The following is a 15,065-nucleotide window of genomic DNA, read 5'->3' on the forward strand; positions in this document are numbered from 1 at the left end:
AAAATTTACAATATTAAGTAATTCTGATACTTTTGCGTTTCAAATTACATATAATGGCAAACGGAAAGAAATCTGCAATGAGTTTTATTATGGTTACCCTCCTGATCGATTTTACAGGATTTGGGCTAATCATTCCGGTTTTACCTAAACTTATACAGGATTTTACCGGAGGCGGCTTCGGTTTAGCCGCAGAATATGGTGGCTGGCTCACACTAGCCTATGCATCGGTACAATTTATTTTTTCGCCAATTATAGGTGCAATGAGTGATCGGTATGGCCGCAGACCCGTATTGTTAAGCTCTTTATTTGGCCTTGGTATTGATTATATCTTTTTAGCCTTCGCTCCTTCCATTGTTTGGTTATTTGTAGGGCGGATTATTGCCGGTATTACAGGTGCTAGTTTTACAACTGCACAAGCCTACATTGCAGATGTTTCCCCTCCAGAGAAAAGAGCACAGAATTTTGGTTTGGTTGGCGCAGCTTTTGGTGTCGGATTTATTTTAGGACCAGTTTTAGGTGGTGCTTTTAGCCATTTTGGTACCCGGGTTCCATTTATGATTGCAGCAGGTTTATCATTAGTTAACTGGCTATATGGTTATTTTATATTACCAGAATCGTTACCTGTTGAAAAACGCAGGGCTTTTGACTGGAAAAGAGCAAATCCAATTGGTTCGTTAGTCAGCATTGGAAAATACCCTGCATTGTTAGGGCTAATGGCTACCCTTTTCTTGTTATACTTTGCCAGTCACTCTGTTCAATCCAACTGGACATTTTACACCATGGAAAAATTTAAATGGGATGCCGCGTGGGTAGGTTATTCATTAGGTTTTGTAGGCCTGGTAGTGGGCCTCGTGCAAGGTGGTTTAATCAGGGTAATCCTGCCCAAAATTGGAGAAAAGAAAGCCGTTTATTTTGGTCTCATTTTATACATCATCGGTTTCATTGCTTTCGCTTTTGCCACCAAAGGCTGGATGATGTTTGCCTTTATGCTGCCTTATGGTTTAGCCGGAATCTGCGGACCAGCCATGCAGGGCTTGATTTCGAACCAGGTACCTTCGAATGCGCAAGGCGAAATGCAAGGTGTTTTAACGGGATTACAAAGTTTAGCAGCCATATTTGCGCCCTGGGTAATGACCCATATTTTTGCCTATTTTATTGAAGGAAAAGCGCCGGTTTATTTCCCAGGTGCACCATTTATATTGAGTGCAGTTTTAACTTTAATTGGTTTGTTTATCTGTTTAAGGAGTTTGAAAAAATATCACTAGTGATAAGTTAATTGTATAATGGCTATTAATTTCCCGCTGATCACACAGATTACCGCAGATTAAAATTACAAATCAGCGCTTTCGGCGAAATTTGCGGGAGAATTATATCCGCCCTCGTTGCTGAACATTACGCTAGGTTTTCCCGCAGATCTAAAAAGATAAAAAACGCAGATCGGACAGATATTGAAATGTAAATGTGTTAATCGAAAAGCTATCAAATCCGTTTAAATCTGCGGCCCTTTTTTGCTAAATCTGCAGGAAACGTACAGCATTTACAATAACTCGTTAGCCAAATTAGCCAACTCGCTCCTTTCGCCTTTATGCAAAGTAATGTGTGCGTAAAGCGGATGATTCTTTGCGTTTTCAATCAAATACGATAAACCATTACTTTCCGAATCAAGATAAGGCGTATCAATCTGGTAAATATCGCCGGTAAAAACAATTTTCGTATGCTCACCTGCCCTCGAAATAATCGTTTTCACCTCATGCGGCGTTAAATTCTGTGCCTCATCAATAATAAAGAAAATCTTGGTGAGGGTTCTTCCTCTGATGAAAGCCAAAGGTGCAATCGCTATCTTTTCGGTTACTATCAGTTCATCAATTTTTTCCGACATTTTATCGTCGCCGATAAACTGCTCTTTAATAAAACGCAGATTGTCCCAAATGGGTGCCATAAAAGGATCAGTTTTCGATTTTGCATCGCCTGGCAAAAAACCGATGTCTTTATTACTTAACGAAACAATTGGGCGGGTAACATAAATCTGTCTAAAGTTTTTACGTTGTTCTAAAGCACTCGCCAAAGCCAATAATGTTTTTCCTGTACCGGCATTCCCTTGGATACTTACCAATTTAATTTCGGGATCTAAAAGTGCGTGGATGGCAAATGCCTGTTCGATATTTTTAGGTTTGATTTTAAATATCGGATCTGTAGATACTGCAGAAATGGTTTTTAAACTATTGTTATAAAATACGTTGGCAATTTTTCTCTTGTTTTTTAAAATGTAAAAGTGATTGGCATTTTTAGGTGGCAATTCTACTTCACTCGCATTTATAAAAGGTTGTTTTTTGACTTCCTCAATAATGTCAACCGGAAAATCTATAAGTTCTGTTTTACCGGCGTAAAGCTCATCTACATTTTTAATTTTGCCTGTTTCGTAATCTTCTGCATTTAAATCTAAGGCTTTCGCTTTTAACCTCAGGCAGATATCCTTCGATACCAGCACCACTCTCTTATCAGGATATTCTTCTTTTAAACTTAAAGCGGCGTTTAAAATTTTGTGATCTGTTTTACCTTTGCCGTAAACTTCTTCCGCATTGATGGTTAAAGGCTTTTCATTTAAAACGACCTTGAATTTTCCTGAGCCGGGACTTTTTAGCGAAATCCAATCGCTGATCAGTTTTTGTTTTGAAGTTTCATCAATGAGGCGGATAAAACTTCTGGCCTCAAAGTTACGGGTATCGTTACCGCTTTTAAAATTATCGAGCTCTTCTAAAACCTGAATGGGAATGGCTACATCGTGCTCATGAAAGTTATTTATCGCATCATGATCGTATAAAATAACCGAGGTATCTAAAACGAATATCTTTTTTGATGGATTGGAGATTGATTTACCTTTTTTGGCCATTTGGTAAATTTAATATTTTAGGGATAATATGCGGAAGGATTCGCTATTCTTTTTTAATCGAAAACCTAAATTTTAGGCAAAATAAAAACGGGGTCCTTCTTCTTTCGATTCAGTTCCCCGTTTTAACTCTAAAAACAACCGTAGTCGTATTTTAAAGCATCTAATTCTTGTTACTTTGATTTTTCCGGTATCGTTAGGTTTTGCAACTTTTGCGACTCGTGAAAATTTATTTCCAACTCGCCCGTCCGTAAACTTCGTAGTTTTCCATAATCTCTGTTTGGGCCTGTGCGATTTTCTTATCGTCCAATCTTTCGATGGTTATATATATCCTTACTTGGTTTAACCCTTTCAGAAATTAATCGTTTTCCCTGTAAACGCTCCGAAACAATTTCCCTTTCGGTTCCTTATCTCTTTTGGCTCGTTTTATCAGAATTCAAAGTACTTCGTATTTGATATAAACTAATTTAGGGCGAAAACATCAATTTGTCAAGAGAAAAAGCAACGTTTTTATAAACAAAGTTATCCACCTAAAAACACTGGTTACCAACAAATTAAATCCATAAAATCATTGTTTTCATGCAGCATTACAGGTTTACTTCAGCTTTATTAACATTTTAAAAAATACACTTACAAACAATTTATAATATTTTGTTAATCAACACCTTACCTGTTTTCTGCTTAAAAGTTAAAAAAAAGCAAAAAACTTAATTTTAATCGCAACAAAAAACTTCGCTATTATGTTATTTTTGTAACATGCAGATTAGGCAACCCATTAGAAATATACAAGACTTTTTATTGAGTACGTATTTTGCCGACGGTCTCCGCATTACCATTGGTGTACTGCTCCCCTCTTTAATTTTCGCCCAGTTTGGCATGTTAAAGTATGGCATGACGCTATCTTTAGGTGCTTTATGTGTTAGTGTGGTAGATAGTCCGGGGCCTATGGTACACCGAAGAAATGCGATGCTAATTACCACCGCGCTTATCTTTACCTTTTCCATCATAACAGGTTTAACCAACAAGAACCATTATTTTATTGGCTTTTTACTGGCGGTATCGAGTTTTGTATTTTCGATGTTTTACATCTACGGTCTCAGGGCAGCATCAGTTGGTACCGCAGTTTTACTAATCATGGTATTGAGTATTGATGATGTTCGCCCATGGCAAGAAGTATTGTTACATGCTGTCCTGATCCTGGCGGGTAGCCTTTGGTACACCGGTTTAAGCTATTTTGTGTACCGCTTACGTCCCTTCCGTTTGGTACAGCAATCGTTAAGCGATTCTATTTTAGAGGTTGCCGAGTTTCTACGCGAGAAGGCCAAGTTTTACCATCAAAATAACAATTACGATAAAACCTATTCTGATCTGTTACAGCTTCAGGTTGCTGTCCACGAAAAACAGGATGCAGTAAGGGAATTACTGTTTAGAACCCGCGAAATTGTGAGAGATTCTACCCCCGAGGGTAGATTCCTTTTACTCGTATTTGTAGATATGGTCGATCTGTTCGAGCAGGTCATGTCTACTTATTATAATTACCAGCAGCTGCATGATCAGTTTGATAAAGCAGGGATATTATCAGATTATGAGATGGCCATTAAACGGATTTCTTACGCCCTTGACGATATTGCTTTTGCTTTAAAAAGTGGAGGAACTCCCGTTGTTTCGAAACGTTTGCTGATTGAGATCGAGAGGTTAAAGATCAAAATCAACGATCTGGAAAAGAATAATCAAAATCAGGAGTACAATACCCTGGGCATTATTGCTTTGAAAAACATCGAAGTGAATATCGAAAACATACTGGCCAGGGTTAAAACCATTTTCAGCTATTTTAAAATCAGAAACAGCAAAGACATCAGGCAGGCTGAGGTAGATACAGAGAAATTTATCACCAGGCAAAAATTCGATTTTAAACTGTTTACCGAGAATTTAACCTACACCTCTTCTACCTTCAGGCATTCGTTACGGGTTACCGTGGTGATGTTACTGGGTTTTATAGTTGCTCAAATCCTCAATTTTTCACATAGTTACTGGATTCTACTCACCATCCTGGTGATTTCGAAACCTGGATTTAGTTTAACCAAAGAACGTAATTATCAACGTTTAATCGGCACCACGGCTGGGGCGTTTATTGGTATGGGTGTGATTACTTACATCCACGATCGGAATACTTTATTTATAATCCTATTGATTTGCATGATAGGTTGTTATAGTTTTCAAAGGAAAAATTACGTCGTGAGTGTGTTATTTATGACGCCCTATATCTTAATTCTATTCGATTTTCTGGGCATGGGATCGATAGCACTTGCCCGTGAAAGGATTTACGATACTTTTATAGGCTCTGGCATTGCGTTATTGGCAAGTTATTCCTTATTTCCGACATGGGAGCACGAAAAGCTCAAAGAGGCGATGGTTGACATTCTAAAAGCAAACAAGGCTTATTATGACCAGGTCATTAAACTGTATTTTGAAAAAAACTACAATAGAACGGAATATAAACTGGCCCGTAAAGAAGTGTATGTAAGTACGGCAAATTTGGCTTCGCTGTTTCAAAGAATGTTTTCTGAACCAAAAAGCAAACAGTTGTTTATTAAAGAAGTGCATCAGTTTACAGCACTTAGCCATTTATTGTCTTCTTATGTTGCAACCCTTTCGCTCTACAATAAAGAGCATCAATTTATCTTCGAAAGCTTCGAGTCCTTAAAACCTATTGCCAATAACACCAATTATTTATTGGATACTTCTATTGATAACCTGGAAAAGGGAACCAGTACCATTGATAATGTGCCATTAATCAGGCTAAATGATACGGGTTTAACCATAAAAAAAGGTGAAGACCTGGTTCCGGAGCAATTCGACCTTATCCAGAAAGTAGCTTACGATATTTACAAACTATCGGTAAAAATTAAGCTTTAGTTAACGAGAAAGCATTTCAGAATTAAAACTTAGGACAAGGCACTTTAAAGCCTTTAAAATTGTTATGCCTATAGATAAAAGACAGCTCGTAGGTACGCGGTGTAGCACTCATTAATTTACTTCCATAAACCGTGTAATTAATACCAGCACTGATATTACCCATGGCTACGCCAACATAAGGATAAAATGAAGCTTCGTTAAATTTAAACCACATGCCAAAATTCAGTTTCATTTTAGTTTCATCGCCGGGCTTTAAACCTAAAACAGTACCAAAAATAACATCCTTGTTATTTTTCTGTGCATTATAAACACCTGTAAAATTTAAATCGACATTATTGTTAAGCAGGTAAAGCAAACCTAAATTAACGGTTTTACGAGCCGAAACCACATCGCTGCTGTTGCTTAACATGGCCTCCTGAGGTTTTGTTAAATGATATTGTGCATAACCTACAGCCACACTCCAATAATCGAAATTAGCCGCGAAATTAGCGCCAATATTTAAATCGAAATAGGAGGTTTTATCGTTCTTTAAATCGAGGTAGTTTGGCATCGAACTATCAAAACCACCCCCGCCATTATATTGAGAGGCAAAGGTAAGTTTATTGTAATCTAAATACTTCGAAACATAAGAAAGCTGTGGGGCTAAACCAAATTTAAAACGATGCTCTTCATCCATGTATTGATAGTATGAAACACTGGCACTGATGTATTGTGATTTTAAGGCTTTATTTAAAGATTCGTCAAACAAACCACTTAAGCCTAAACTGAAATAGCTGTTGATGAAATTTTCGTCGTCCACCAGCTTTACATCGCCAGATACACTGTAGGTATTATAAGGATCGCCTAAGTTGCCCCACTGTTGCCTTGTATTGGCTGCAATTCTATAATCGCCATCAAAAAAACCTGTAAATGCAGGATTTAGACTTAAAGGTGCAGCGAAGTATTGCGAAAACTTCGGGTCTTGTGCCCAACAACATATTGTAGTGAGGCTTAAACATAAAATGAGAAGCGATCTGTACATTATAATATGAGTATAGTTTTTCCTTTTGATTGAATTTTACCACCGAAGATATCAATGCCTTCTGCAAACCAGGAAAATGTTTCCAGCGGCTGCATTTTACTTTTAAACTGTCCATCCCAGCCTCCATTGGCCAAATCGGCACTCTGATAAACTAAAATTCCCCATTTGTTGTATACCTTAAAACTGATTAACTTCTGAATACCCACTAAAAAGGGATACAAACGGTTATTGGTTTCTTTCTGTGGTGTAAACGCCGTTGGAACAACGATTTTCGGCTGTGGCAAAATCTCCACTTCGATTGAAGCAGACGCTGTACAGCCTTTTTCGTTCTGTACAGAGATGTAATAAATCCCAGCCCTGTTCACTTTTGTAGGATCAGGTAAAGGTCTTTTTAAATTGGCATCTTCGAAATACCCAGCCTTTACAAACTCGCTACTTCCTTTGGTAATTTCTTTTGCCGTTAAATCGACAAATCCATTATCAAAAACAGCCTTGGGCTTATTGAGTACAATGGTTGGTGCGGTATTGAAGCTTACCTCTATTTTACCAGAAGTAAAGCAGCCACCATCATTCGAAGCTTTAACATAATAAGTTCCTGCCTTTGCAATGGCTTTAGGAGAATTGATCTGATTAGTTAGTGCTTCGTCGTAGAAATACGAATAACTCAAATGATCTCCTGATCCAACGTAAAGCGCTGGATTAGAAATGTCTATTTTGTCTGGATAACATGCTGTTTCAGGATTTTTGATATGGAGCACCGGCATGTCACTAATCGTGATTTCAATCTGATCACTCACCGTACATCCGTCCGCATTGGTTGCTTTTACATAATATGTACCAGATTTATCAACCTGCCTAGGATCTGTTAAGAGATGAGTTAATTCTTTATCTGTATAAAAGCTGTATTTAAAGGTAACATCACTCCCTGAGAAATAATTTGCTGCAGTAATATCCACTTTCGCGCTAATGCATACAGGTTTCGGATTACTTATTTTTAAAACAGGTTTATCTTTAATGGTAACATCAATTGAAACAATTTTGCTGCAACCAAATTCATTGGAAAGTTTAACAAAGTACCGGCCAGATACAGCAATATGCTGTGGATCGGCAATCGAATTTGTGGCGGCCTCATCGCTAAAATAAGACTTCGTAATCCCACTTAATTCACCAAGGTATAATTCGGGTTTTGTAATATCTACGCTTTCTGTGTAACAAACCGCACCAGGATTTTTAACGGTAATATTCGCTGCATTAAATACCGAAATATGAATGGGAACTACACTTTCACAACCTTTATTATTGGCAGCCTTGATGTAGAAAGTTTTATCCGTTAGTATTTTTATCGGTCCACTGATCTGTTTGGTTAAATCTTTGTCCTCGTAAACCTGATAGGTAAAATCATCGGATTTATTTAAGATGTATTTGGCGCTTAAAAGATCAATTTCAGCATTTTGGCAAACTACATCCTTTGCTAAAACTTTAAGTTCGTAATCTATACCATGAATTAAGGTGCTAATGGTGCTTGGGCAGCCAAAACCTGTATAAGGCACCAAATCCAGCACTACCTTGGAACCATTAACAGGTTTGGGTTTTATACTAATAGATTGACCTGAACCGTATTTAACCGATCGGTCTTCGTTATACCAGTTGTAAGTCTGAAAACCGCTTGGCCCTGAAAGATCAAGTGCATTGGCACTCGCACAGTAAGTATTTCCTGTGATCGGATCTCCGCAAACATTATTGATATCAACATAAGCATAACCAAAATGCGCTCCCCGCGAACAATCGGTACTCACAAATTCTATTAACAGCTGTTTGCCCTGATAGCCAGATAAATTTATGGTTACCGGCGACCAATCTTTGTAAATTACGCCTTCATAATCGGCGGATTTTTTAAAACCAGGCAGCGATGAGGTAGAAACATATTCGAAAGATGCGCAAGGGATATATTCATTTTTCGCTACATCTTTTATTCTTGCGATAAAACGGGGTTGCTCAAAGGGTTCATGTATAGGATCTTCCAGTACCACCGCATATTGATAGGTTAAGGTAAATTCTGGTCGGTCTGTCGGGACTGTCATCAGGTATGAAATTCCATCAATCTGACCGCCCGTTACGTTATTCCCTAATTTAACGGAGAAGTTTCCTCCTGAAGGTGGAATTAAAGGAAAACCACCATACGGATCCGTTAAATTTTTGTTGTTGATAATAGTATGCCTTCCGGAAACTGGTTTGGCCACCTCATTCATGGTTACCACATTCTGATTATTCTCGATTGCAATTGAACCCGCATAAATCTTCCAGTTCTGAAAATTTCCATTCTCAAATCCAATATTCTCCGGACAGGATTGTGCACATAATTTGGCTGACCAGGTAAAACTTACTACGATCAGCATCAAAAGCAATCTACTAATCAAAGTTGGGACGATTTAAATAGTTACGAAGTAAAAATATTGTTTTAGTGTATCCACAGTTATAGTGTCAGCTTAAAGTCATGGTTTTTTACACGAAACGGTTGCGTTATAAAAAAGTGTTTACAAATACTATACTTTATCGATCAAAGAAACAAAGAACGCAACAGGCTGATAATAAGAAACATACAATCATCCTGTAACTATTTATAAATTACAAAACAATACTTTTACTAAACTTTGATGCAGGCATAAAATCAGATGAAATACTTATTTTTTACATGAAATGGGCATTAAATGTTTACACTAAGTCCATTTACGCCTTTAATGGTATGTTTAGGCAGTCTTTTAGCTGACTAAAAACAAAGACAGGTGTAGTTTGTTAGAGTAATCAAATAAGAAAAAATTATGGAAAAGCTATATACAGCTGAAGTTACAGCTACTGGAGGAAGAGACGGGCACATTAAATCGAGCGATGGAATTTTAGATTTTGATTTAAGAAAACCAAAAGAACTGGGCGGACAAGGTGGCGCAACCAACCCTGAAGAACTATTTGCTGCAGCATGGGGGCCTTGTTATTTAGGTGCACTAGGCTCGGTTGCAGAACGTGAGGGTGTTGACATTAGTGAGGCCAATGTGAAAGTATTAGTTTCGTTTAATAAAGATGGAAACTCCTTTGTGCTATCAGCAGACCTGGATGTTCACATTCCTGGAATTTCGCATGAGGAAGCACAGGCTTTGGCTGATAAAGCACATAGGGCTTGTCCTTATTCTAAAGCGACAAAGGGAAATATTGAGGTAAGAGTTACTGCGGTATAGTGTAAGTCGGGTGTTAACCTCTGAATGACTAAATGCTAAAATTTCAAATTGTATGAGATAGAAATATCTGACCTTAGGAATAACCAGAAACAAAAAAGTCCCGATCAAAATCGGGACTTTTTTATTACTTTATATTTAATTAAACAGCTTCCTGTTCGATCCTTGTATTTGCTGGTCTGCCATTTTTAAAGGCATCGCGGGTTTTCAGGCCCAGCAATTCAAACATTGCCATATCATCTATAAATGCCGGATTTGGCGTCGTTAATAATTTATCGCCTGCGAAAATAGAACTTGCACCAGCCATAAAGCAAAAAGCTTGTTCCAGCGTACTCATTTCATTTCTACCCGCCGATAAACGTACCACCGAATTTGGCATGACGATACGTGCGGTAGCAATCATCCTTACCATATCCCAGATTGGAACACGTGGCTGATTTTCTAAAGGAGTACCTTTTACGGGTACCAAAGCATTAACCGGAACTGATTCAGGGTGCTTTTCCATGTTTGATAAAGTCTGTAACATCGAAACACGGTCTTCTACCGTTTCACCTAAACCGATAATACCACCACTACATACGGTTAATTTAGCTTTACGCACATTTTTAATGGTATTTAAGCGATCATCGTAAGTTCTGGTCGAAATAATACGTTTGTAATCATCTTCAGAAGTATCGATGTTATGGTTATATGCATATAAACCAGCATCAGCCAAACGTTGTGCCTGATTTTCGGTTAGCATGCCTAAAGTACAGCAAACTTCCATATCCATATCATTCACAGCTTTAACCATTTCAATCACTCGGTCAAAATCACGGTTATCGCGTACTTCGCGCCATGCAGCTCCCATACATAAACGTGATGCTCCACCCTCTTTTGCTTTAACGGCAGCACTAACAACCTGGCCAACCTGCATGAGCGGTTGCACTTCTAAATCGGTATGGTAACGGGCTGCCTGGGGGCAATAGCTACAATCTTCAGCACAGCCACCGGTTTTAATCGAAATTAATGAACTTACCTGAACTTCATTATAATCTTTATTTTCTCTGTGAATGGTTGCGGCTTCATAAACCAGATCTAAAAATGGTCTATTATAAATTTCGTGTATTTCTTCTTTTGTCCAATCGTGTCTTGTTTTTTGCATCGGGATCAGATTTTACAGATTTTAATTTATGTAGTCTTAGTTAAATTAACAGGTGCTCAATTTAGTTTTGCAAGCATTCAATCTTGAAATCCTAAAATCAAGTAAATCCTGATTATAGTAAAAGTTTACTGGCCAATCCTAAAATTAATAGGAAACCAAAAACATCGGTAAAAGTAGTAATAATTATAGATGATGCAATGGCAGGATCGATACCTACCCGTTTTAAAATAAGCGGAATACCTGCCCCTGTGATGCCCGCGATTACCAAATTACCCGTCATAGCCAGGAAGATAACCAAACCGAGCATCGGATTTCCGTCAAAAAAGAAAGCAAAAATAAATACAATCAATCCGTTAGCTGCACCGTTAATTAAGCCCACGGTAAACTCTTTCAAAACGGTTCTGTAAGCTTGCTTATCTGTTAAATCGTATAGCGAAATACGCCTCACGGTTACCGCAAGTGCCTGGGTAGCAGCATTTCCACCCATCCCGGCAATAATGGTCATATAAGCGGCTAAAGAAGGGATGAGTTTAATAGTAGGATCGAAATAACGTACCACCGATGATGCTAAAAAAGCCGTACCCAGGTTGATGATTAACCATGGTAAACGCGATTTTACCGCTTCAACCCAGTTACCGCTCAATTCCTCATCTTCCGATACCCCCGAAATTTTCAAGATATCTTCTGTACTTTCGGCCTCCATTACATCGATCACATCATCGAAAGTTACCCTACCCAGCAATTTCTGGTGATCATCTATTACCGGAATACTGGTTAAGTTATATTGCGAAATCAGGTTGGCCACTTCTTCCTGATCGGTATCAGGGTGCACATAAACGGCATCTATTTTAACCAACTCTGTTATCTTGGCATTGTGTTTGGCTTTAATGATATCTTTTAACGAAACTATACCTTTAAAAATTTCCTCGTCATCAACTACGTAAATGGTATAAAACTCCTCCATTTCTTCGCTTTGGCGGATAATCTCATCAATCGCATCCTTTTTAGTGAGGTTAATGTTTACACAGATCAATTCTGTGTTCATCAAACCACCCGCGGTTTTTTCGTCGTAAGTTAAAAGGTTTCGGATTTCTGAAGCGTGATCTTCGGTCAGGTCTTCTAAAATCTCGTTCTGTTCGTGGTCTTCTAACTGGGAGATAATGTCGGTCGCATCATCATAATCCAGTTCCTCAACAATCTCGGTACGTTTATCGGGGTGTAGCTGAAAAAGTAAATCTTCAGGATGGGATTCTTCATCCATCTCAGAAATAATCTCGGAAGCTATTTCTGCGGGAAGCAGGTTGATAATATGCTGTTGTTCGGATTTATCCAAACGCTCAAACAAAATCGCGATTTCTGAGGCATGATATTCCTCTAAAACTACTTTTAAAGTTTCATCACCAGCTAAAATTGCATTTTTAACCTTGAGTACGTCGCTTTTATCTATTTCGAATGACTGCATCTATAACCTAACCAAAAACGCCCTAAAGCTACAAATATTAAAAATTGATTTTTTACAATAAGTGACTTTTAATATTAGTCATTTGATGCAAAACCCTAATTATTTCTACTGTACCATCCTCACCCAGTTTGTAGAATATTAAGTGTGATTTAACCAATGAACATCTATATCCCTTTAATATATGATCCATTATCTTTCCATGTTCAAAATGGTTTGATAGATATTCACACTCATCGAGCAATAAACTGTAATATCGATCTGCCTGATCTTTAGACCAGTTTTTAAACGTATATAACCAAATATCTTCTAAATCTACCTGCGCAGCTTCACTAATACGGTAATTAACCATTATAAATGTTTGCGGTGTAACTTTTCCAAGTGCTTTACAGGATCGAAATCTTTAACGAACCCACTTTCCTCGCCTATTTTTAAAGCCGCGCGCAACAGTTCAATTTGCTTCTCCTCTTCCTCTAACAGCCTTAAACTTGTTCTAATTACCTCACTGGCAGAATTAAATTTCCCAGACGCTATTTTTTCACTGATAAAATTATCGAAATGATCGCCTAATAATATTGATGTATTTCGCCCCATGATTACTTATTTATTTCTAAATATACCAATAATTGGTACAAACACAAAACCTTATTTAAACCAGCCTTTACGCCAAAAATAAATTACCTGCAAAACCGCAATGACAGCCATTACAATCCAGGTATACAAGTAACCATGTTCCGCGTATAATTCGGGCATATTATCTTTCAGTATTTTTCCGGTTGTAGGATCTTCCCTGCTAAAATTCATTCCATAAATCCCTGCAATAAAGGTTAAAGGAATAAAAATGGATGAAATGATGGTTAGAACCTTCATAATTTCGTTCATCCGGTTGCTGATAATCGATAAATTCATATCGATATTGGCAGAAGCAATCTCTTTGAGTGATTCTATAAAATCAATAATCTGGATACAGTGATCATAAGCATCCTTCATGTAAGTTTTGGTCAGATCGGATATTAAGGGACTATCGGTACGGATAATATCATTCAGTTTATCCCGCTCCGGCCAGGCTACTTTCCTAATCGTGATTAAAGACCTTTTAATAGCTTGTGTATCGTACATGATTCTCCGGTCAGGATGATCGTATAAACGGTCTTCAATTGTATCCAGCTCTTCACCCCAGAAATTTAATAAGGCAAAATAATTATCTACGATAACATCCATAATGGCATACATCAGGTAACTAATGCCGCCAATACGAATGTTGCCCTTCCCTATTTCCAAACGTTTCCTTACAGGTTCAAAACAATCAGCATAAGTTTCCTGAAAGGTGATCATTGTACGTTCTGATAAGATAAAAGAGATCTGATCATTATTTAAAGTATTCTCCTCGTTTAAAAACAGATGCCTGCTTACCGCAAAAATGTACTTATCGTTATCATATTCATCCAGCTTCGGGCGCTGGTAAGAACTGGTAATATCTTCCAGTACCAGCCTGCTGATATCTAACTTTGAATAGAGCGTTTCAAATATATTCGGATCACCCAATCCTTTTATATCAAACCAATAACAAAAATCTTTATTTTCAATCAGTTTATCAATATTATTGATGTTCTCCAGTTCCACTTTTTTATAACTCTTTTCGTTATAAGTATGAAGTACAATAATTGGTTTTAATGCATCTTCGTCAATAGTATATAAACCCGGACTGGTACCTGGTGCTGGAACTTTATAGTGCTTATGGCGGTTACGCGGCTTGTTTTTTCCCATACATTATAAATATAGCCGGGCTTGCGGGCCCTGGTTAAACAACAAATCAACAATACTTAAGTTGGGCAAAAATTGATGTCTATCTTCAAAAACCTGATAATATGGCTTATTGTTTACAATATCTTCCTCTTTTTTAGGATTCATGATGGTACGATAATCCAGCTCCGGCGCTATATCATCAAAATACTCGGTGGTCACCTCGAAGGTTTTATTTAGTTTTAGCTTTTTGCTCAGCCACTCTACCAGTTCGAGGTTATAATCGAACAAAAATTCGAATTTATTGGTATAAAAACGTGAAAGTTCGTCTTCATAAAACTCGAAATAGGCCGAACTTCTGTAACAGCTTTCCAGGCTTAACCAATGTAAACGTTGCCATTTAAAATCATAACTAATCCGCACATCTTTCATTTGCGTGTGTGTTTTTGAGCCTTTAACCACAGGAACGGTAATATCCAGTTTTCCATTGGGCGAATAGATACTGGCCCTGTTGCGGTAAGTCTGCTTAGCTAAATGTTCATGTTTTTCGATTAAAAAATCTGTCCCAAGCTTTTGTAATAAAGTAAAATAGCCCACTGGTGGAAGATAAAATAATGGAAGTATAGCTGTATTCTGCATTTGAAAATTTATGTTTGTAGTTGAAACGT

The 15,065-nt window shown here is 37.7% G+C and carries 12 protein-coding genes; 3 read left to right on the plus strand and 9 right to left on the minus strand.

Annotated features, from left to right (window positions below; all coding sequences use genetic code 11):
* Positions 1 to 53: 53 nt before the first annotated feature.
* On the plus strand, positions 54 to 1,265 hold the full coding sequence (locus CA265_09450) for a tetracycline resistance MFS efflux pump (protein ARS39862.1): 1,212 nt from the start codon (positions 54 to 56) through the stop codon (positions 1,263 to 1,265).
* A gap of 272 nt (positions 1,266 to 1,537) precedes the next feature.
* Here the strand turns inward: CA265_09450 and CA265_09455 are convergent, their stop codons facing one another.
* On the minus strand, positions 1,538 to 2,890 hold the full coding sequence (locus CA265_09455) for a ribonuclease (protein ID ARS39863.1): 1,353 nt from the start codon (positions 2,888 to 2,890) through the stop codon (positions 1,538 to 1,540).
* 753 nt (positions 2,891 to 3,643) lie between these two features.
* Between CA265_09455 and CA265_09460 the strand changes: the two genes are divergently transcribed.
* Entirely contained in the window at positions 3,644 to 5,803 is a 2,160-nt protein-coding gene (locus CA265_09460; GenBank protein ID ARS39864.1) for an FUSC family protein, read from the plus strand.
* A gap of 22 nt (positions 5,804 to 5,825) precedes the next feature.
* Here CA265_09460 and CA265_09465 read toward each other — a convergent pair whose 3' ends face one another.
* Both CA265_09465 and CA265_09470 read right to left on the minus strand, forming a co-directional pair.
* Positions 5,826 to 6,824, minus strand: coding sequence for a hypothetical protein (locus CA265_09465; GenBank protein ARS39865.1), 999 nt, complete (start codon positions 6,822 to 6,824; stop codon positions 5,826 to 5,828).
* The gene (locus CA265_09470) at positions 6,824 to 9,220 is read right to left on the minus strand and encodes a hypothetical protein (GenBank protein ARS39866.1); all 2,397 of its coding nucleotides are present in this window, start codon (positions 9,218 to 9,220) and stop codon (positions 6,824 to 6,826) included. Before CA265_09470 ends, CA265_09465 begins: the two co-directional genes overlap by 1 nt.
* Positions 9,221 to 9,643: 423 nt before the next feature.
* Between CA265_09470 and CA265_09475 the strand changes: the two genes are divergently transcribed.
* Positions 9,644 to 10,054 carry an organic hydroperoxide resistance protein gene (locus CA265_09475; protein ARS39867.1) on the plus strand — a complete coding sequence of 137 codons (411 nt, stop codon included), beginning with the start codon at positions 9,644 to 9,646 and terminating at the stop codon, positions 10,052 to 10,054.
* Between the two features lie 139 nt (positions 10,055 to 10,193).
* Here CA265_09475 and CA265_09480 read toward each other — a convergent pair whose 3' ends face one another.
* The 6 genes from CA265_09480 to CA265_09505 all read right to left on the minus strand — a co-directional run bounded on the left by CA265_09480 (position 10,194) and on the right by CA265_09505 (position 15,036).
* Complete coding sequence (locus tag CA265_09480; GenBank protein ID ARS39868.1) at positions 10,194 to 11,195, minus strand: biotin synthase BioB; 1,002 nt, start codon at positions 11,193 to 11,195, stop codon at positions 10,194 to 10,196.
* Between the two features lie 112 nt (positions 11,196 to 11,307).
* Positions 11,308 to 12,657, minus strand: a complete 1,350-nt coding sequence (locus tag CA265_09485) for a magnesium transporter (GenBank protein ARS39869.1) — start codon at positions 12,655 to 12,657, stop codon at positions 11,308 to 11,310.
* 52 nt (positions 12,658 to 12,709) lie between these two features.
* Positions 12,710 to 13,006, minus strand: a complete 297-nt coding sequence (locus CA265_09490) for a plasmid stabilization protein (protein ID ARS39870.1) — start codon at positions 13,004 to 13,006, stop codon at positions 12,710 to 12,712.
* On the minus strand, positions 13,006 to 13,248 hold the full coding sequence (locus tag CA265_09495; GenBank protein ID ARS39871.1) for an antitoxin: 243 nt from the start codon (positions 13,246 to 13,248) through the stop codon (positions 13,006 to 13,008). The genes CA265_09490 and CA265_09495 overlap by 1 nt, the downstream gene beginning before the upstream one ends.
* A 51-nt stretch (positions 13,249 to 13,299) precedes the next feature.
* On the minus strand, positions 13,300 to 14,316 hold the full coding sequence (locus tag CA265_09500) for a magnesium and cobalt transport protein CorA (GenBank protein ID ARS42942.1): 1,017 nt from the start codon (positions 14,314 to 14,316) through the stop codon (positions 13,300 to 13,302).
* Between the two features lie 108 nt (positions 14,317 to 14,424).
* Complete coding sequence (locus tag CA265_09505) at positions 14,425 to 15,036, minus strand: hypothetical protein (protein ID ARS39872.1); 612 nt, start codon at positions 15,034 to 15,036, stop codon at positions 14,425 to 14,427.
* Positions 15,037 to 15,065: the final 29 nt, after the last annotated feature.

The sequence above is a fragment of the Sphingobacteriaceae bacterium GW460-11-11-14-LB5 genome, from assembly GCA_002151545.1.
Classification (GTDB): Bacteria; Bacteroidota; Bacteroidia; order Sphingobacteriales; family Sphingobacteriaceae; genus Pedobacter.

Excerpts from the sequence above, each read along its gene's own strand:
- CA265_09475 (ARS39867.1), top strand. The coding sequence starts at position 9,644 with ATGGAAAAGCTATATACAGCTGAAGTTACAGCTACTGGAGGAAGAGAC.
- CA265_09450 (ARS39862.1), top strand. The coding sequence starts at position 54 with ATGGCAAACGGAAAGAAATCTGCAATGAGTTTTATTATGGTTACCCTC.
- CA265_09465 (ARS39865.1), bottom strand. The coding sequence starts at position 6,824 with ATGTACAGATCGCTTCTCATTTTATGTTTAAGCCTCACTACAATATGT.
- CA265_09495 (ARS39871.1), bottom strand. The coding sequence starts at position 13,248 with ATGGGGCGAAATACATCAATATTATTAGGCGATCATTTCGATAATTTT.
- CA265_09480 (ARS39868.1), bottom strand. The coding sequence starts at position 11,195 with ATGCAAAAAACAAGACACGATTGGACAAAAGAAGAAATACACGAAATT.
- CA265_09460 (ARS39864.1), top strand. The coding sequence starts at position 3,644 with ATGCAGATTAGGCAACCCATTAGAAATATACAAGACTTTTTATTGAGT.
- CA265_09505 (ARS39872.1), bottom strand. The coding sequence starts at position 15,036 with ATGCAGAATACAGCTATACTTCCATTATTTTATCTTCCACCAGTGGGC.
- CA265_09470 (ARS39866.1), bottom strand. The coding sequence starts at position 9,220 with ATGCTGATCGTAGTAAGTTTTACCTGGTCAGCCAAATTATGTGCACAA.
- CA265_09455 (ARS39863.1), bottom strand. The coding sequence starts at position 2,890 with ATGGCCAAAAAAGGTAAATCAATCTCCAATCCATCAAAAAAGATATTC.
- CA265_09490 (ARS39870.1), bottom strand. The coding sequence starts at position 13,006 with ATGGTTAATTACCGTATTAGTGAAGCTGCGCAGGTAGATTTAGAAGAT.
- CA265_09485 (ARS39869.1), bottom strand. The coding sequence starts at position 12,657 with ATGCAGTCATTCGAAATAGATAAAAGCGACGTACTCAAGGTTAAAAAT.